We start from the raw sequence: 18952 nt of genomic DNA, 5'->3' as shown, positions 1-18952 counted from the left end.
TTTAGAGTCTCTCCACTGACCCTATTTGTCAATACTTTTTGGTGTTAGAGTCGGGACATGTCCACTCCCCGGTCTGCCGCACCGACGGCGCTGGCGGCATTGAGCAATCTGGACGATCCGTTGCGGCGCCGGTTGTTCGAGTACGTGGCCGAGAGCGAGGAACCGGTCTCGCGCGAGGAGGTGGCGGCTGCTCTCGATATCGGCCGGACCCTCGCGGCCTATCACCTCGACAAGCTCGCCGACGCCGGCCTGGTCACGGTCGACTACCAGCGACCTGCCGGGCGCGGCGGCCCCGGCGCGGGACGCCCGGCGAAGGTCTACACGAGGACGACGACGGAAATGACCGTCAGTGTGCCGCCGCGCGACTACGAACTGCTCGCCAGGCTGCTCGTCTCCGCGGTCGAACAGGACACCGACGGAACGGTACGAGCGGCGGTGAACGAAGCCGCACGCGACGCCGGACGACGAGCGGTCGCCGACTCGGGAGGCGACCTCCTGGAGGCGCTGCGCGGCTGCGGATACCTGCCCCGAGCCGAGGGCGACGGCCACGTCCACCTACGCAACTGTCCCTTCCACCTCGTCGCCCAAGATCATCTGGATGTGGTGTGCGGATTGAACTTACGCCTGATCGAGGGCGTGATCGCCGGCAGCGACCACCTCGACGCGCATGCCGAACTGCACCCGCGGCCGGATCGGTGTTGTGTGGTGATCGAGTACGACGCCGAGTCGCATCCTCGCTCGTCCGCACCGCCGGCGCCCATCGATGACGAAACACATCCGGACTGAGCCCGACCGAGTCCGGTCTCACCGAGACGAGAGCACTACGAGTGGTTCACGCGGCGTACCCGGGGTTCGCGACCATGAGACGAGCCGCGACCGTTTGCCGCACCGCCTTCTCGACGGAGGCTTCCCCCATCGTCCGCTTCCCGTCCCGCAGCGCCAGCGCCAACTCGGTTTCGTCGGCCACGCCCACTGCGTCGAGCGCGGCCCGATGCTGCGCCCGCAGATGCGCACCGTGTTCGGCTTCCCGGGCGACGATGTCGAGAACCTTCGATGCCACTCGCGCCTGGTAGCGAGACGGTGCGTCGGTCGCCGGATGGTCGACGACGAAAGCCTTGACCGCCCGCGACAATTCCGCGGCCGAGGGCATGCCGAACAGATCCTGCCGGGACTCCTCGTCCGAAGTGATGGTGGCCGGGTCGAAATCGCCGGCGGGTTCCAGCAACTGCAGGAGATCGTGCTCGCATTCGGCGATGCGCCGGCCGATGGCCAGGAGTTCGAGGGCGTTTCCCTCGCCGTGGACGAGAGCGCGGTTGGCCTGGATCCGGCACATTACCGCCCACCGCAGGGTGCCGTAGAGCTCCCACCACCGCACCGCCTCGGGATCCGGCGCAATTCCGCTTTCGTCTTCATAGCCGCGGAACAGTTCGTCGCGGGATCCGAAACCTCCGACGGGTTCGACGGCACCGAACCTCCAGGTCTTCACGCACAACCAGCCGAGATCCTCCATCGGATCCCCGAGGTGCGTCAGCTCCCAGTCCAGGACGGCGCGGATGCCCGACTCGTCGATGAGCACGTTGCCGTTGCGGAAGTCGCCGTGGACGACGGTGGTGCGCGTGGACGGTGACCGATGCTCGTGCAACCAGCGGAACGCGAGTTCGAGGCTCGGCAGCGGTGGTCCCGTCTCGACATAACGGGCGAAGAGCTCGTCGAGTTGATCTCCGGCCGGGAAGTCGGGCAGTGCGTCGATCGGTATCCGGTGGATGCGGGCGAGCGCACGACCCAATGCGTAGGAGAGGTTCTTGCGCACCGCGCTGTACCGGTCGTCGCGGAGCAGGCGCTGCGGGAGCGCTTCGCCGGGGACCTTCTCCATGAGGAGATACGCCGCGCCGAGGCCCTCGACCCGGTCGCCGTCGCTGTGATCGAGCAGTTCGGGGACGGGAACACCCGCAGTGTGGGCCTCGCGGAGAACAGTCGCTTCGCGGGACATTCGAGCCGGATCCTCGGCTTCGGGAGGGTCGCGTCGCAGGATCAGTTCACGTTCGGCGCCGGCATCGTCGGTGACGGTGAGGAGCCAGGTCTCGCGACTCGCGCCGCCGGTCAGACGAGCCAGGTCCGTGAGCGTCCCACGAACCCCGTCGAGTCCGGAGAGGTGCCTGGTCAGCGCCGCGCGCAGGTCGTCGATGCTCATCACGGATCCTTTCGGTACCCGACGGCGTCGAGGGCGATGTCCTGGTAGCGGGCGGTGACCTCCTGCGCGGTGAGCGGTCCGTCGGGATGGAACCACCCGGCGACAGCGGTACAGGCACTGACGATGAAGCGCGCGGTGTCCACCGGGGTCTTCGTCGTGAACACCCCACGGTCCACGCCGTCGACGACGACGCGGTCGAACATGCGTCGCTGCACGTCACGCTTGGTCACCACCACGGCGTAGTGCTGCGGTTCGAGGCTGCGCAACTCACTGTTCCCGAGCAGGCTTTCCCGGGGAGCCTTCGTGTGCTGCCCTACATGCACGCCGACGATTGCGCGCAGCCGGTCCACGGGATCACTGCCCGCGGCGAGCAGCGCTTCCTCGGTCTCCTCCACGAGGGCGTCGAGCCCTCGGTTGAGGATGAGCGCGAGCAGCTCCTGCTTCGAGCCGAAGTAGTTGTACAGCGAACCCACCGCCACCCCGGCCTCAGAGGCGATATCGCGCACCGAGGTGCCGTGGTAGCCCTTGGCGGCCATCGTCGCCACCGCGGCGGTGATCAGCGTGGCGGCGACCTTGTCGTCGGTCCCGCGCACGGCGAAGGACATCGCACGCGGTGGGTTCTTCTCGGTTGAGCGGGGCATGTTCCTCCTGGTGACTCCACTATGAACGATCGCTCACGGTCGCTGGACTGTCAATCGGAATCGGCAATCTTCGCAAAGCTCATCTGCGGCAAAGTCGTTGAAAATCACTCCGGATGTGGCTACGGTCACTCTGAACATTCGTTCATTCGACTTCGTATTCGAGGACCACGCATGAGATCCGATCTTCCGAACGACATGCAGCAACTGCTCGACGACATCGACCACTTCATCGACACCGAGATCGCACCCCTGCAGGCGGAGAACGACAACGAACGCTTCTTCGACCATCGACGCGAATGGGCGCGCACCGACTTCGAAGCCGGCGGCCTCCCCCGCCCCGAATGGCACGAACTGCTCTCGGAGATGCGACGTCGCGCCGACAAGGCCGGTTTCCTCCGCCGCGACCTGCCCACCGAGGTCGGTGGCACCGACGCGAGCAACTTCGAGATGGCGGTCGTACGCGAGCACCTCGCGCACCGCGGCCTGGGGCTGCACAACGACCTGCAGGACGAATCGTCGATCATCGGGAACTTTCCCAGCTTCCACCTGGTCTGGAAGTTCGGCACCGGCGACCAGCGCAGCGAGTTCGCCGAAGCCCTGATCACCGGCGAGCGTTTCCTCGGGTTCGGCCTCACCGAACCCGACCACGGATCGGACGCGACGTGGATGGAGACGACTGCCGTCCGCTCCGGTGGCGATTGGATCATCAACGGCGCCAAGCGGTGGAACACCGGGATGCACATCGCCACTCATGATCTGGTCTTCGCGCGCACCAGCGGCGAACCGGGACAGGCCCGCGGCATCACCGCCTTCCTCGTCCCCGTCGACACGCCCGGGTTCTCCGTCGACCTGTTCCGGTGGACGCTCAACATGCCCACCGACCACGCCGACGTGTCCTTGCGCGACGTCCGGGTGCCCGACTCGGCGATCCTCGGCGAGGAAGGTCGCGGACTGGAGATCGCGCAGAACTTCGTGCACGAGAACAGGATCCGCCAGGCCGCCTCGAGTCTCGGTGCCGCCCAGTACTGCATCGACGAAGCGGTCTCCTTTGCCCGCGATCGCGTGACCTTCGGCCAGCCTCTCGCGGCCCGCCAGGCCATCCAGTGGCCGTTGGTGGAACTGCACACCGACGGCGCGATGTTGCGCGAGCTGATCCGCGTCACCGCCCGTGACCTGGACACACGCTCGCACATGGAGGTCTCCAATCGCGTCTCGATGTGCAACTACCGCGCCAACCGGCTCGTGTGCGATGCCGCCGACCGGGCCATGCAGGTCCACGGCGGCATGGGATACAGCCGTCACCTGCCGTTCGAGCACATCTACCGCCACCATCGCCGCTATCGGATCACCGAGGGTGCCGAGGAGATCCAGATCCGCAAGGTGGCCGGTCACCTGTTCGGATTCACCGGAAAGAAGAAGTGACATGATCGATTCCCTCGCGGCGCACCGCACGCTCGCCCACGGTGAACAGCTCGCCCGTCAGGCACGACAGCGGCCGGAGACGATCGCCCTGAGCTTCGGCGACAGTGACCTCACCTATCGGCAACTCGACGAACGGGTCAACCGTCTGGCCCGGGCACTGCAGGCTCGTGGTGTGTCGAAAGGTGACCGTGTCGCTGTCCTGATGCACAACCGGCTCGAGGTCGTCGAATCCTATCTGGCCGTCCTGCGACTCGGGGCGATCGTGGTGCCGGTCAACTTCCGTCTCGTCGCCGCCGAGGTCGAGTACATCCTCTCCGACAGTGGCGCCGAAGTGCTCGTCGTCGACGAGCCGATGACATCGCTCGCTGCGCAACTCGCACCCCGGCTCGTGCGGACCGTGCTGGTGACCGGCGGTGATGCGAGCCGGGTGTCCGATACCGCGCTGGACTACGAGTCGGTGCTCGATCCGGACGACTCCTCGTTGGACATCGTCGTCGACGACCACGATCCGGCCTTCATCATGTACACCTCCGGGACCACGGGTCGCCCGAAGGGCGCGGTACTCAGCCACCTGAATCTTGCGATGAACACGGTCAATTCGATGATCGAGCACCAGGTTCGGACCGAAGGCGAGGTGTGGTACTCGGGTCTGCCGCTGTTCCACATCGGTGGGCTCAACGGCATCCTGATCTATCTCATGGCCGGGGGACGCTCGATCATCGCCCCCTCGGGGAACTTCGATCCCGTCTCGACGATCGAGACCCTCGAGCAAGAAGAGGTCACGTCCTGCTATTTCGTTCCCACGCAGTGGAAGGAACTGTGTGCCGTTCCCGGGGTGCGCGATCGGAAGCTGAGTCTGCGCCGCATCATGTGGGGAGCGTCCGTGGCCCCGCCGTCGGTGCTCTCGGCGATGGCCGAGACGTTCCCGAACATCCCCACGCTCAACGTGTTCGGGCAGACCGAGATGAGTTCGGTGACCTGCATCCTCCGCGGTGAGGACGCCATCCCCAAGATGGGGTCGGTCGGCACACCCATCGTCAACGTCGAGGCCCGCGTCGTCGACGGCAACGGCGACGACGTGCAGCAGGGCAACGTCGGCGAGATCGTCTATCGCGGACCGACCGTGATGCAGGGCTACTGGAACAGACCCGACGCGACGGAGGAAGCGTTCCGGGATGGCTGGTTCCACTCGGGTGACCTCGTGCGGCAGGACGAGGACGGCTTCCTCTTCGTCGTCGACCGCGCGAAGGACATGATCATCTCCGGCGGCGAGAACATCTACTGCGCCGAGGTCGAGGCGGTCATCGATCAGCACCCGGGTGTCGCCGAGGTGGCCGTCGTCGGGGCGCCGCACCCGAAGTGGGTGGAGACCCCGGTCGCCATCGTCGTGCCCACCGATCCGAACGATCCTCCCTCGGAGGAGGACGTCATCGAGTTCTGCCGCAGCCGGATGGCCTCCTACAAGAAGCCGACCTCGGTGGTCGTCACCGACTCCTTGCCTCGCACCGCGACCGGGAAGGTCCAGAAGTTCCGCTTGCGCGAATCCCTGTCCGCGAACTGATCCCGCTTCACGAACGGAGACACGATCTCATGGGTAGAACCGCCGAAGGCACATTCACCGACCAGACCTGGGCACCGCCGGTGTTCAGTGTCGACGAGAACGGCAAGGTCATCGGGCTGACGAACGACAACGTCCCGAACAACTGGGGTCGCTGGGGTGACCAGGACCAACGTGGCACCGCGAACTTCATCACCCCCGACGTCGTCAGCGCTGCGGCGGGACTGATCCGATCCGGCAAGTCCATCAGCCTCGCCGTGCCCCTCGACTCCACCGGCCCCGTGCACCCGACGCGCCCCAATGTGGTGCACTTCTTCGGCTACAGCGGCGCCGACTGGACGGTCGGAACCGAACTCGGCCGCGTCGCTCCCGGTTTCCAGGGCGCCGACGACTACATCTTCATGCCGTTGCAGGGCAGCACCCAATGGGACGGTCTGGCCCATATCTTCAGCTCCGACGCCATGTACAACGGGTTCTGGATGGGCAACGTCGAAGGCGTGGCCGGGGCGAAGAAGTGCGCGATCAGCAATCTCAAGGACTCGCTGACCAGCCGTGGCGTCCTGCTCGATCTACCGAAGTATCTCGGAGTGGAGCGCTGCGAGCCGGGGGTTCCGATCACCGCCGCACAACTGGACGGTTGCGCGCAGGCCCAGGGCGTGGAGGTGCGCACCGGGGACATCCTCACCATCCGCACCGGGCACGTGCCGTGGTTCTACTCGCTCACCGACAAGAGCGAGTTCTGGGGTGCCGGCGCACCGGGCCTGGGCGCGGACACGGTCGCGTGGATCCACGAGAAGGAGATCGCCGCACTGGCCGTGGACAACGTCGCGGTCGAGGTGGAACCGGCCGAGGAGGGCGGCGTCTACCCGCTGCACGCACGCCTGATCCGCGATCTCGGACTCACCCTCGGCGAGATCTGGTGGCTCGAAGAACTGGCCGCGGAGTGCGCCCGTGAAGGCCGCTACGAATTCTTCCTCACCGCATCGCCGTTGAACATCACCGGTGGAGCAGGGACGCCGGTGAATCCGACCGCCATCTTCTGACGCTGTCTTCGACTCCTCCGAATCCGGAGCGAACGGCTGCGCCCCTCGCCGACAGAACCTGGCCGGAGGCGCAGCCGTTTTCGTTCCGGATGTTGCACCCATCACATACTCGACGTAACCTCGGTCACAACTTGACACATCGTCAAGTAATCTCGACTGGTCGTCCAGCCGCGTTTCCCCACGATTTGCAGCCCCGACTCGGCTCAGGACGCACGCACACAAAGGACTCCCCCATGGCGTTCACCCTCCCCGACTCGAAGCTCCCCCTCGACCTCGACTTCGATCCGCACCACCTGCGCGAGCGCTTCGAGGTGGACAAGAAGAAGCGGATCCGGCCCGACACCCTCGCCCAGTTCCAGGGACTCTCCGACGTGCTCGAGGTCGACGATCGCGACCCCTTCGTCGAGCCGATCAATCGTGAACCCGTCACCGAGGAACTCGACGCCCTCGTTCTCGGCGGCGGCTTCGGCGGACTCACCGCCGGCGCCTACCTCACGCAGAACGACATCACGAACTTCCGCATCGTCGAATACGGCGGCGACTTCGGCGGCACCTGGTACTGGAACCGGTACCCCGGTGTGCAGTGCGACATCGAATCGCACATCTACATGCCGCTCCTCGAGGAAACGGGATACGTCCCCACCCAGCGCTACGCCGACGGCTCCGAGATCTTCGAACACGCCCAGCGCATCGGACGCCACTACGGCCTCTACGAGCGGACCTACTTCCAGACCCGCGCCACGCAGGCCACCTGGGACGAGGCCGAGCAGCGCTGGGAGGTGACCACCGATCGCGGCGACCGTTTCCTCACCAGGTTCCTCCTGCGTTCGAACGGCGCACTGACCAAGCCGCAGCTCCCCAAGGTCCCCGGCATCGGCGACTTCACGGGCAAGATCTTCCACACCAGCCGCTGGGACTACGACTACACCGGCGGGTCGCCCGCCGGAAACCTCGAGAACCTGCGCGACAAGCGCGTCGCCGTCGTCGGCACCGGCGCCACCGGCGTCCAGGTCGTCCCCTACCTCGCCGCGGACGCGAAGGAACTCGTCGTGGTCCAGCGGACGCCGAGCGTCGTACAGCCTCGCAACAACCGGAAGACCGACCCTGCTTGGGCGGCGTCGCTGAAGCCGGGCTGGCAGTACAAGCGGCACGACAATTTCAACGGGATCATCTCCGGCCACGACGTCGAGGGCAACCATGTCGACGACGGCTGGACGCACCTGTTCCCCGCCCTGAAGGGGCAGCATCTGCTCGAGACGCCCATGGCGGAGTTGTCGGCGGCCGATCAGGCCGTTGTCGCCGAGATCGCCGACATGCAGCTGCTCATGAGCGCACACCGTCGGATCGATTCGATCGTCACCGACCCCGCCGTCGCCGACGGGTTGAAGCCGTGGTTCGGATACATGTGCAAGCGGCCCTGTTTCAACGACGAATACCTCGACGCCTTCAACCGGGAGAACGTGACGCTCGCGGCCGCGCCGACGGGCATCGACGGCATCACGGTCGACGGCATCGTCGTCGGTGGCAAGCACTACGAGGTCGACTGCATCGTGTTCGCGACCGGATTCGAAACCGGCTCCGGCCCCGCGGGGATCTACGGCTACGACGTCCTCGGACGCGATGGCCGGTCGATGCAGGAGTACTTCTCCGACGGCGCGAAGACCATGCACGGTTTCTTCACGCACGGCTTCCCGAACTTCGTCGAGCTGGGCATGAGCCAGACCGCCTACTACGTCAATTTCGTGTACATGCTCGACCGGAAGGCCCGGCACGCTGCGCGGCTGATCCGACACGTGCTGGACAACGGGATCGGCGCGTTCGAACCGACCGTCGAGGCCGAGTCCTCGTGGGTCGCGAAGGTCCGCGCATCGAACGAACCGCGCGTGGCGTACTGGGCGGCGTGCACGCCCGGCTACTACAACGGTCAGGGCGACGTGTCGAAGGCCGTGTTCAACGAGGTCTACAACTCGAGCGAAATCGATTTCTGGAACATGATCGAGGGCTGGTGGGAGGCCCGGGAGTTCGAGGGTCTGACGTTCGAGCCGTCTCGTTCGGCGGTCCCCGTCGAGGTCCAGGCCTGATCCCGTCTCCTTCGGGTCGTGAAGCGCTGTGCCGTGTGGCCACTGTTCGGTCGTCGACCGGGCAGTGGCCACACGCGCTACCGTCGGCGCACCGGATAGCGCAGGTGGAGAACTCTGTCGCCCTGGATCACCACGTCGGGATCGTCCAGCAGGTGCTGCGCGTGGACCGATCCGAAGTAGCGCTTCCCGGTTCCGAATACGACGGGCACGACCTCCATGCGCACCTCGTCGACCAGGCCCGCGGCGAGCACTTGGCCTCCGACGTCGCCGGCGGCGACTTCGACGGTGCGGTCGCCCGCGAGTTCCTGCGCCGTGGCCACGGCCGCCTCGATGCCGTCGACGAAGTGGAACGGCGCCTCGGGGTGCCATCCCTCGGGCCTCGGGCGACGCGAAACGACGACCACGTGGTCGACCCCGGCCGGCAGTTCTCCGTCCCAGCCGTCGGTCATGTCGAAGACGTGCCGACCGGCGATCGTCACCCCGATCTCGTCCCAGTACGGCCGGATGTAGTCGTAGGAGGTTCGGGACACCTTCACGAAGCCACTGTCGTCCAACGGAACGTCGCCACTGGTCAACCAGTCGAACAACGGTCCGGGCTGATCGTTCTCGTCCGCGATGAAGCCGTCCACCGAAACCGAGGCGTACATGACCACCTTGCCCATGGAACCCTCCTCGGAACGCGACGTGCCCGACGCTACCCCCGGGGCCGGTCCTGCCTGCCCCGATCCGACCGCAACGCGACACTAGGATGCGAGCCATGGAGTCGACCAAATCCCCGTCAGCGGTGAGCGGCGGGGATGCCGGAGCACGGCTACCCGACCAGGATGTCGGGCGACGTCGGCGGATTCCGCGCGGCGAGGTCCAGCGGCAATCCATTCTCGACGCGTTCGAGCGGTGCCTGCGCGAGATGTCGGCCGTGGACATCTCGGTCAAGGACATCACCGAAGCTGCGGGAATCAAGCGACCGAACTTCTACTTCTATTTCGAGTCCAAGGACGAGGTACTCGGCGAACTGGTCGGAAGGGCATGGGACGACTGGTCCGACAGCATCGGTGGTTATCACCGCCGCGCCGGCGAGTCCCACGCCGACTATTTCGACCGACTCTTCGGCACGTCCTATCGCGCCTGGGTCGAGCGCGACCGCGTGATGGTCGCGGGCCTTCAGGCCGTCAACTACGACGACAAGCTCAGAGCTCGGTGGACGTCGCTGGTCACCGATCTCAACGACCAACTGGCAGCGCAGATGAGCAGGGACGCCGACGCCGGGGAGATCACTCCGCTGTCGGACGACCACGAGGGTCTCGTCACGACGCTGACCGACATGATCGTCATGGCGTTCTTCAAGGACCGATCGCTCAGGCCCTCCGAAGCCGAGTCGAGACGGATGCTGGTCAATGTGAAGACGATCTGGCTCGGAACGTGGGGCGCGCCGAACCCGCCGTCGCATCGAATCGACCGATACGGCGGCGTGACGTCGTCGTGATGCGACCCGCCCCGACCTCTTCAACTACCGCAAGGCAATTCGTTCTTCCGGTACCTCTCTGACCTTCGTTCGGTCGACTGTTCAGAACAACCCGATTGCTCGAACGAGCAGACCGCCGGCCACCATCAGGGCCACGACCACTGCGATCACGATGGCGACGAGGGCGCCGGCACTGCGGCGCTGTGGCGGTTCGTGCTGCGGACCGCCCACAGAGGTCTCGGCGGGCGGAGTATCTCCGGGCGCCACCCCGCCCCCGGGTTCGAGACCAGGAGTGTTCGCGGGATCGGGGTTCTGCGGGTCGAACTCGGACGCGTCGGGATTCTCGTCAGCCATACTCTCCTGTACCCGATTATCGGCGAGCAACGCCTCGGCTTTCTTCTACGCGACGCCGCGCCGGCGAGTGCGCGGGTACAACGCGTGGCACAACGGTTCGATGATCTCGGAATCGAACGTGGCCACCGATGCGCCCGGATAAGCTGAGAACGGCCGAACGATACACCGCTGCAGGCTCCGGGAGCCGGTAACGCCGCTGTTCCCAAGCCTTTTGACCTCGGGAGGAATCATGACCGACCCACAGCAGGATCCGAACAAGGACGAAGGCCAGGAAGGCCCGGCGGACGGCGGCGCAGTCGGCGTCCCGGGCGTTCACGACGGTGGCGCTGACGGCGGAGCCGACGGGGGCGCCGACAGCGGTGGCGACGGCGGTGCGGACGGCGGGGCCGATGGTGGAGCCGACAGCGGTGGCGACGGCGGAGCCGATGGTGGAGCCGACGGTGGGGCTGACGGAGGAGCCGATGGCGGAGCCGACGGCGGCAGCTGAGTGTGAGGACTCCTCGCACCGCACCCAGGACTCCGGCGTCGAAACGGACGCCGGAGTCCTGGAAACCCGCCTGATCGACATCGGTCGAAAGAAGTTCGCGTCCGAGATCTGGGGGCGAGCACCACTGCTGACGCGTAGCGCCGGGACATTCACCGACCTGTTCTCCGCCGAGGCGGTCGACGAACTCATCTCGCGTCGCGGACTCCGCACGCCCTTTCTTCGCGTCGCCAAGGACGGGACGACACTGCCGGACTCGTCGTTCACCTCCCCCGCCGGTGTCGGAGCGACCATCTCCGACCAACTCGACGACACGATGCTCTGGCGCAACCTTGCCGACGGTGCCACCCTCGTCCTGCAGGCACTGCACCGCACGTGGGAACCGATCTCGCAGTTCGGCACCGCTCTGAGCGACGAACTCGGACACCCCGTCCAGGTCAACGCGTACATCACTCCACCTCGGAACCAGGGGTTCAGCCACCACTACGACGTCCACGACGTCTTCGTCGTGCAGATCGAGGGAACCAAGAGATGGGTGATCCACGAGCCCGTCCACCCGGCGCCGCTGCGCAATCAACCCTGGACCGATCACCGCGCCGCTGTCGCCCGAGCCGCGACAGAGCCTGCGTGCATCGACACCGTGCTCGAACCCGGCGATTGCCTCTATCTACCGCGTGGCTGGATCCATGCCGCCGAGGCGCGAGGGGAGATCTCCATCCACCTCACCGTCGGCATCCACACGTGGACGCGCCACGCACTTGCGGAGCATCTGACCCTGGCAGCACTCGCTGCGCTCGGCGACGATCCCGAGATGCGCGACGCGCTGCCCATGGGGATCGATGACCCGGAAGCCGAGATCGCTGCTGTTCGTGAGCATCTCATCGCCGTACTGGGCGAGGCGGACGTCACCTCCCTGTTCCGTCGTGCCCGGCGGGAGCAGGCCCGTCCGGCACCGCTGGGGCCGCTCGCCCAATTCGCCGCCGTCCACGATCTCGGCCCCGACACCACGGTGAAACTCCGCAGCGCACTGTATGCGCGCCTGGAAGGTTCACACCTGGTCACGCGTGTCGGCCGTGTCTCTGTGGCGGACGAGGAACTGCCGTCTGTCACGCGCCTGCTCGACGGCGGATCCCACCCGGCGAAAACCCTCGGGACCGACCTGGTCGAACGGCTGTTGCGCGCAGGGATCCTCGTCCCCGCGGAACAGTGACGGTGCACTGTGGTCTCAGCCGAACGCTTCTTCTGCGCAGACAATGCCCGCCTGCGGGGTGATCCGATGGCCGGCACGGCCCCGCGCGGATTCGCCTGGGTCCTCGTCGAATACCGGGGCAGATGGCCGGTGAACGGGTTCGAGGGGCTCGAGCTCGACGCCGCGACCAAGACGGCCGTGTTCTCCGCCGCGCAGGCGGCCCGCGCACGCATACTGCTGGTCAAGCGCCCGGGCCGTCGCCGCCGCGGCGGACACGACCATTGGGCGGTGCTCCGCCGCGAGACCTCGGGCGCGGTGCGTCAGCAATGGGGAACGTGGGATCGCGAGGAGGATCTGACACAGATCGTCACCGCCCTCGAGACTCCCGGCGACCTCGGTGGCCCCTCCGTCCTCCTGGTCTGCGCTCACGGTCACCACGACCCGTGCTGCGCCGTGCGTGGACGGCCGGTCGCGCGCGCCTTGGCCGAGCGCTGGCCCGACCAGGTCTGGGAATGCTCGCACGTAGGCGGAGACCGGTTCGCCGCCAATGTCGTCGTCGTACCCGACGGTGTCTACTACGGCGGTCTCGACGCCGAGTCGTCCGTCCTCACGATCGAAGAACACTTCTTCGACCGGATCCACCACCGTCATCTACGCGGCTACACCGATATGTCGCCGCCTCAGCAGGCCGCGCTCGCTGCCACGCTCCGACGCTTCGGTCCGGCCGGGCGCAGTGATTACACGGTCGCCGAGAGTGTCCGCAAGGGTGATCGCTGGCGGATCCGGCTCGCCGGTCGTGCACCACACCCGGAGCGTGTCGACGTCGAACTGCGGGCCCATCGCACTCCCCCGTGCCGATTGACCTGCCGCGGAGCGCCGACGGCTTCGGTCATGGTCTACGAACCCACCTCGGTCCGCACGCTGTGAGCGGACGGCCGCGCAACCGGACTGAGGTCGTCACCCCAGCTCTTCCTCCGCCTTCGCGAGGGCCGCGAACTCCTCGTCCGGGGAGTTCGCGACGAGGTGGTGACGGCTGTAGAGACCGAAGTAGGCCATGAATGCCGCAAACGCGGCGAACGTCCACAGAGCCGCAACGGGATCGACGAGGAAGGTCGCCACCACAGCGGCCGCAGCGATCACCAACGCGAACGACGTCGTGACCACACCACCGGGCGTGCGGTACGGACGCCGCATCCCGGGCTCACGCACACGCAACACGATGTGGCTGACCATCATGAGCACGTAGCTCACGGCGGCACCGAAGACCGCCATGTTGAGAAGCATCGCGCCTTCACCCGTCAGCGACAGGACGAAACCGATCACGCCGGGCACGATCAACGCGAGCATGGGCGCCTTGCGCGAATTCGTCACCGACAGGCTCGTCGGCAGGTAGCCGGCACGGGACAACGCGAAAGTCTGCCGCGAGTACGCGTACATGATCGAGAAGAAGCTGGCGATCAGCCCAGCGAGTCCGATGTAGTTGACGACCTTCGCCGCGGTCCCGTCGCCCAGCGCCTCGACGAGCGGGTTGCCCGAGGTCGACAACCCCTCGGCGCCCAACGCACCGGTCGCCAGGAACAGCACGGTCGCTCCGGTCAGCAGGAGCACCAGCATGCTGGAGATGATGCCACGCGGCACATTCTTCTCCGGCTCACGCGCTTCCTCCGCAGCGAGAGGAACGCCCTCGATCGCCAGGAAGAACCAGATCGCGAATGGGACCGCGGCCCAGATACCGAAGTAACCGAACGGCAGGAAACCCGAGGCGCCGACGGCATCGGTCGGCGCGATGTCCGTGAGATTGTCGGACTCGAACAGTCCCACCGCAGAGATTGCAAAGATCACGAGTCCGACAAGTGCGATGGCGGTGATGACGAACATCGCCTTGAGCGCCTCGCCTGCACCGGTGAGGTGGATGCCGATGAAAACGGCGTAGACAGCGAGGTAGATCCACCATCCGTCGGTGATCCCGAAGATATTCAACGATTCGACATAACTGCCGATGAACGTCGCGATGGCCGCAGGTGCGATCGCGTACTCGATGAGAATGGCGGTGCCGGTGGCGAATCCGCCCCAGGGGCCGAGCGCGCGGCGGGCGAAGGTGTATCCGCCACCCGCGGCCGGCAGGGCCGACGACAACTCGGCCATCCCGAGCACCATCGCGAAGTACATGCCCGCGATGACTACGCCGGCGATGAGCAGGCCGCCGAATCCGCCTTCGGCGAGTCCGTTGTTCCATCCGGCGTAGTCACCGGAGATGACGTAACTGACACCGAGCCCCGCAAGGAGCACCCACCCGGCGGTTCCTCTACGCAGTGAACGCTTTTCGAGGTACTCGCTCTTCTCCGCGTGGAAGTCGGCGCCGTCGTGGTGCTTACGGGTTCCCGAACTCTTCGATGGTTCTACGACTGCCATTCCGTCTCCCTGAGGCGATCGGTTCGTACGGCGGCGCCACGCCGCCCCGGTGGTGGAACGTCGCGCGATCCGCGGCCGCGTTCATGGGCTACCCCCCCCCGGGTCGTAGAGAATCGCGCAACGAGATGGAGTGCAGCCGTGTAACTCGGATGATCCAGCATCCTCCCGGGCGAACAGGGTGTCTGTTCGTTTCTCGAGTATCGGAGAAGACTGTTGCAACTCTGTTGCGAGCCTGTAATGGAACGCGCGGTTATGTAGCCTGCAGGCGGTCCCCTACCAACCGACGACACGTGGAGGATTCGAAGTGACTGCGCTGCTGTGGGCGGTAGCGATCGTGGCCGTGGCTGCGTTCGGATGGGGCGCATCGGTGGTGTACCGGGCTCATCGAAGTGTCGTGCGCCGATCCGAGGGTCCCCTGTCGGACGCGGGGCGTACCCGGGTGAAGACAGGGCGAAATGTTGCGGTCGCCGGACTGGTCGTCGGGGCTCCGAGCATGACGATCGCGCTCCTGCCGACCATGGACAAGGTGGTCGTGGTGATAGTTGTTGCGCTGCTGATGCCCGGCTTGTTCCACCTCACTCGCGAGACCCTCGCGTACCCGGTGAACGAGCACTGAGACTGCAGACGCGATCGTTAGTGGTCGGAGGCCACGTCCGTGGTGGCGACAAGCGACGCCCACGATCGACCTTCGGTTTCGACGACCGAACGCGATACCGGCGTCCGAAAATGCGGTTGCTCGGTCTGGCACTGCTCCCTAGGGTGGCCCGCATGGCGTCGGTCAGGCAGGTCCGAGTCACGTTCGACTCCACCGAACCCGAACGACTCGCGCACTTCTGGTGCGCCGTTCTCGGCTACGAGGTGCCCGCTCCACCCGACGGGTTTGCGACATGGACCGACTACGACGCTAGCCTGCCCGCGGAGTCGCAGGGCCGCGCGTTCGTGTGCGCCGATCCGACGGGCGCCGGGCCCCGGTTGCACTTCCAGTGTGTGCCCGAGGAGAACGTTGTGAAGAACCGGGTGCATTTCGACGTCCGCGTCGGCACCGGCTTGGAGGGTGACGAGAGGCTGTCCGCTCTGCAAGGCGAATCCGACCGGCTGGTTGCACTCGGCGCTGCGCAGGTGAAGGTTCTGTATGCCGACGGCGTCGACGAGTCCTGCATCGTCATGCAGGACATCGAAGGCAACGAGTTCTGTCTGGACTGAAGGACGCGCGGCAACCGGTGCTTGTCGCGATCAAGGAACGGCGCTACACACCTACCGATGGCTTGCCACCGGCGATCGGAAGCCGCAGACGAACCTCGGTTCCCCGCGGCTCGTTCGGAGAGAACTCGATGTCGCCACCGTGACGCTCGACGATGTGCTCCGACACGATCAAGCCCAGCCCGGAGCCGTCCTGCTTCGCGGAGAACGCCCCTGAGACGAGTTGATTTCGCGGGGCTCGTTCCATGCCTCGGCCTTCGTCGGCCACCCGGATGCATGCCCAGTCACCATCGCGGCAGGTCGTGACCCTCAGTTCCTTCGTCTCCGTTGTGGGAAGGACGATCTCGTCGATCGCGTTGAAGCACAGATTGATGATGACCTGACCGATCAACACGCTCTCCCCCTGCACAGGCAAGCTCTCGACGGTCCGATCGACCACCACCCGCACGCCCCGTTCAGCCGCGCGCAACCGAACGAAATACAGGCTCTCCTCCATCACGTCGTTGAGATCGATGGCCGACGACGTCGATTCGATGCGCCGCACATACCGTTTGACCGACGCCACGATCTCCGCAGCACGGCTCAACTGCTTCTCCGCCATGTCCAGACCGTAGGAGAGTTGATCACGGTCGAGAGTGCCACCGGCAACGCGCGTTTGGAGACCACGCAGGTAGTTCGACGACGCCGCCAGCGGTTGCCCGAGTTCATGGGCCAGGATCATCGCCATGTCACCCATCGCGTTGTAGCGGCTCAGATACTGCAGGTTCGCTACCTGGTATTCGTGGCGCTGCTCCAACTCGACGCGGTCGGTTACGTCCCGGATCACGAGCACCCGCGAGACCATGCCGTCGTGCACCACGTCCTCGAGCTCACCGGCGAGCCAGGTGACGCGGCCGTCCGGCTTCCCGATCTTCTGCCGGATCTTCACCGATCCGGTGCCCGACGCCAGCTTCGACACCACCTGCTCGGAATCCAGCGACGGATCGCATCGACCCAGGTCCTCGAGGTGGGCCCCCATCAACTGTTCGGTGGTCGAGCCGAACAACCGCGCCGCGAGTGGCGAGATGTCGTCGATGCGGTTGCCGTCGTCGAGCACCAGGATGCCGGCCGATGTGTGCGTCATGATCCGCTGCAACGACTGCGACACCCAGCTGAGTTCCTGCTGGATCTCCACCTCCTCGGAAATGTTGCGGAACTCGACCATCACCACCGGACCGTCCTGGAACTGCACCAGGGACGCGTTGGCGTCGGTGAGGAAGTCCACCCCGTCCTTGGTTCGATATTTCCACTGCCGCCGACTCGATCCATGTACAACCGCGGACTGCAGCCACGCCACTCCCAGCGCCCGGCGATACTGACGTTCCTGACTGCTCATGTGGTGCGCTTTGAGCGGCCGCAACTCCTCGAGCGTGAAACCGAACATCCGGCACGCAGCGGGATTGGCCCACAGAATGTTCTTCGACGCAGCCTCGTGGATCAGGATGCCGGTCTGCGTTCGCTCCGCCATCGCCTGGAAGTCACGTCGGGTAGGGAACATCGATCAACACCTCCGGGAGCAGGACGGTCCATCGTCCGACGCGCAACGTCGTCACCGCCATTGGGAATTACTTTATGGCCTCGGGAGAAAGTCCCGATACCGCCGTAACCGGCTCGTCCATAGCGTGTTCATCAGCGCGAACACGTACCGAAACGGAGACGGCATGACCATCCCCAGCACGACCGAACGGATCGAGGCAGCGCCGGCGGGTCCGGCGCGGGATCGCGCGTTCGAGCACGCGCTCGAAATGCTCCGCGACCGGCGCGACGAGTTCGACCAGCAACGCTTCGTACCCCCCGACTACATCGCATTGCTCAAACGGGCCGGACTGTACCGGGCATCCACGCCGGCACAGTTCGGTGGCGAACCGATGGCGCCGTCGTCCTTCATGCACCTCGTCGAACGGATCTCTGCGATCGATCCGGCCACGGGCTGGGTCGCCAGCTTCGGATCGTCGCTGGTGTACTTCTCCGCTCTGCCGGTCGCGACCCAGGCGAAGATTTACGCTGACGGCCCCGACATCGCCTACGCCGGCGGCTTGTTCCCCATGCAGGAAGCCGAGAAGGTCGACGGTGGCTATCTGTGCAGCGGGCTGTGGCAGTTCGCGAGCGGCTGTCGAGGCGCCGACATTCTCGGGATCGGTCTCGCCGGCGGCCCGGACACCAACGGCATGCCTCTCACCGCGCTGGTGAATCCAGCGGACGTCGAGATCGTCGAGAACTGGGACGTGGCGGGCATGGCAGCCACCGGCTCCCACTCGATACGCGCTGACCAACTCTTCGTGCCCGAGGAGATGACCTTCGTCCGCGGCGGCGCACCGAAAGTCGACGAACCGATTACTCGCTACCCGATGCTTCCCTACGCCGCGCAGGTGCTCGCGGTGGTCACGCTCGGAGCAGCGCGCGGTGCCCTCGACTACGTGCAGGAGGTCGGTGCAGCGCGCTCCAGCATCACCGGCGGTGCCGCCAAGGGCAACCGTCCCGCCTACAAGATCGGTCTGGCCAGGGCCGAGGCCGATCTGCGGTCGGCACGTGCATTCTTCTACGAGGTCACCGACGAAGTGTGGAGTCTTGCGCTTGCGGGCGATCCGATCTCCGACGAACACAGGGCGATGCTCCGCTTGGCAGCGACACATGCCGCGCATGTCGGTCGCACCGTGGTGCTGTCCGCCTTCGATCTCGCCGGCACCGGCGCGATCTACGACAGTCATCCTCTCCAGCGATATCTGCAGGATGCGCTCGTTCCTGCCCAGCACGCCATGTTGCAGACCAACACGTTCGAGGCCGCCGGTTCGATTCTGCTCGGTCTTGACGCCGGTATGCCCAGCTTCCCCTGATCGCTTCTCCGACCGTGCGAGCCCGCAAGGCTCACCCGACCG

The 18952-nt window shown here is 65.9% G+C and carries 18 protein-coding genes; 12 read left to right on the top strand and 6 right to left on the bottom strand.

Going from position 1 to position 18952, the window contains the following annotated elements; genetic code table 11:
* Positions 1–57: 57 nt before the first annotated feature.
* Positions 58–786, top strand: coding sequence for a helix-turn-helix transcriptional regulator (locus tag ACWPOC_RS18340; protein ID WP_159418230.1), 729 nt, complete (start codon positions 58–60; stop codon positions 784–786).
* Between the two features lie 46 nt (positions 787–832).
* Here ACWPOC_RS18340 and ACWPOC_RS18335 read toward each other — a convergent pair whose 3' ends face one another.
* Entirely contained in the window at positions 833–2191 is a 1359-nt protein-coding gene (locus tag ACWPOC_RS18335; RefSeq protein WP_159418231.1) for a phosphotransferase family protein, read from the bottom strand.
* Positions 2191–2832 carry a TetR/AcrR family transcriptional regulator gene (locus ACWPOC_RS18330; RefSeq protein ID WP_159418232.1) on the bottom strand — a complete coding sequence of 214 codons (642 nt, stop codon included), beginning with the start codon at positions 2830–2832 and terminating at the stop codon, positions 2191–2193. Before ACWPOC_RS18330 ends, ACWPOC_RS18335 begins: the two co-directional genes overlap by 1 nt.
* A gap of 171 nt (positions 2833–3003) precedes the next feature.
* Between ACWPOC_RS18330 and ACWPOC_RS18325 the strand changes: the two genes are divergently transcribed.
* From ACWPOC_RS18325 to ACWPOC_RS18310, 4 genes are all read left to right on the top strand, one after another.
* Complete coding sequence (locus ACWPOC_RS18325) at positions 3004–4254, top strand: acyl-CoA dehydrogenase family protein (protein ID WP_455409125.1); 1251 nt, start codon at positions 3004–3006, stop codon at positions 4252–4254.
* A 1-nt stretch (position 4255) separates the two neighbouring features.
* Positions 4256–5815, top strand: a complete 1560-nt coding sequence (locus tag ACWPOC_RS18320) for a long-chain-fatty-acid--CoA ligase (RefSeq protein ID WP_159418234.1) — start codon at positions 4256–4258, stop codon at positions 5813–5815.
* A 29-nt stretch (positions 5816–5844) separates the two neighbouring features.
* Entirely contained in the window at positions 5845–6855 is a 1011-nt protein-coding gene (locus tag ACWPOC_RS18315) for a cyclase family protein (RefSeq protein WP_159418235.1), read from the top strand.
* Positions 6856–7088: 233 nt separating this feature from the next.
* A complete protein-coding gene (locus tag ACWPOC_RS18310; RefSeq protein WP_455409124.1) occupies positions 7089–8936 on the top strand; it encodes a flavin-containing monooxygenase in 1848 nt (615 codons plus the stop codon).
* A 77-nt stretch (positions 8937–9013) separates the two neighbouring features.
* Here the strand turns inward: ACWPOC_RS18310 and ACWPOC_RS18305 are convergent, their stop codons facing one another.
* Positions 9014–9598 carry a dihydrofolate reductase family protein gene (locus ACWPOC_RS18305; RefSeq protein ID WP_120282764.1) on the bottom strand — a complete coding sequence of 195 codons (585 nt, stop codon included), beginning with the start codon at positions 9596–9598 and terminating at the stop codon, positions 9014–9016.
* Positions 9599–9693: 95 nt separating this feature from the next.
* Here ACWPOC_RS18305 and ACWPOC_RS18300 point away from each other — a divergent pair, with 95 nt between their 5' ends.
* Positions 9694–10419, top strand: coding sequence for a TetR/AcrR family transcriptional regulator (locus tag ACWPOC_RS18300; protein ID WP_159418237.1), 726 nt, complete (start codon positions 9694–9696; stop codon positions 10417–10419).
* Between the two features lie 81 nt (positions 10420–10500).
* Here the strand turns inward: ACWPOC_RS18300 and ACWPOC_RS18295 are convergent, their stop codons facing one another.
* Positions 10501–10752, bottom strand: a complete 252-nt coding sequence (locus ACWPOC_RS18295) for a DUF6480 family protein (RefSeq protein WP_120282760.1) — start codon at positions 10750–10752, stop codon at positions 10501–10503.
* A gap of 229 nt (positions 10753–10981) precedes the next feature.
* Between ACWPOC_RS18295 and ACWPOC_RS18290 the strand changes: the two genes are divergently transcribed.
* The 3 genes from ACWPOC_RS18290 to ACWPOC_RS18280 all read left to right on the top strand — a co-directional run bounded on the left by ACWPOC_RS18290 (position 10982) and on the right by ACWPOC_RS18280 (position 13352).
* Positions 10982–11239, top strand: a complete 258-nt coding sequence (locus ACWPOC_RS18290; RefSeq protein ID WP_016690757.1) for a hypothetical protein — start codon at positions 10982–10984, stop codon at positions 11237–11239.
* On the top strand, positions 11214–12446 hold the full coding sequence (locus tag ACWPOC_RS18285) for a cupin domain-containing protein (RefSeq protein ID WP_455409123.1): 1233 nt from the start codon (positions 11214–11216) through the stop codon (positions 12444–12446). The genes ACWPOC_RS18290 and ACWPOC_RS18285 overlap by 26 nt, the downstream gene beginning before the upstream one ends.
* A 66-nt stretch (positions 12447–12512) precedes the next feature.
* A complete protein-coding gene (locus ACWPOC_RS18280) occupies positions 12513–13352 on the top strand; it encodes a sucrase ferredoxin (protein WP_230791814.1) in 840 nt (279 codons plus the stop codon).
* A gap of 30 nt (positions 13353–13382) precedes the next feature.
* Here the strand turns inward: ACWPOC_RS18280 and eat are convergent, their stop codons facing one another.
* The gene (gene eat, locus ACWPOC_RS18275) at positions 13383–14837 is read right to left on the bottom strand and encodes an ethanolamine permease (protein ID WP_120282754.1); all 1455 of its coding nucleotides are present in this window, start codon (positions 14835–14837) and stop codon (positions 13383–13385) included.
* A gap of 304 nt (positions 14838–15141) precedes the next feature.
* Between eat and ACWPOC_RS18270 the strand changes: the two genes are divergently transcribed.
* A complete protein-coding gene (locus ACWPOC_RS18270) occupies positions 15142–15453 on the top strand; it encodes a hypothetical protein (RefSeq protein ID WP_120282752.1) in 312 nt (103 codons plus the stop codon).
* A 152-nt stretch (positions 15454–15605) separates the two neighbouring features.
* Positions 15606–16040 carry a VOC family protein gene (locus tag ACWPOC_RS18265; protein ID WP_120284312.1) on the top strand — a complete coding sequence of 145 codons (435 nt, stop codon included), beginning with the start codon at positions 15606–15608 and terminating at the stop codon, positions 16038–16040.
* 43 nt (positions 16041–16083) lie between these two features.
* Here ACWPOC_RS18265 and ACWPOC_RS18260 read toward each other — a convergent pair whose 3' ends face one another.
* Positions 16084–17574: a PAS domain S-box protein gene (locus ACWPOC_RS18260; protein WP_183070705.1), complete on the bottom strand. Its 1491-nt coding sequence runs from the start codon at positions 17572–17574 to the stop codon at positions 16084–16086.
* A gap of 163 nt (positions 17575–17737) precedes the next feature.
* On the opposite strand from ACWPOC_RS18260, the gene ACWPOC_RS18255 reads away from it, so the two are divergent.
* On the top strand, positions 17738–18910 hold the full coding sequence (locus ACWPOC_RS18255) for an acyl-CoA dehydrogenase family protein (RefSeq protein WP_120284310.1): 1173 nt from the start codon (positions 17738–17740) through the stop codon (positions 18908–18910).
* Positions 18911–18952: the final 42 nt, after the last annotated feature.

It is taken from the genome of Rhodococcus sp. 5G237 (assembly GCF_053764735.1).
Note: the sequence above shows the minus strand (reverse complement) of the source record. Positions and strands in the feature narration are given on the sequence as shown.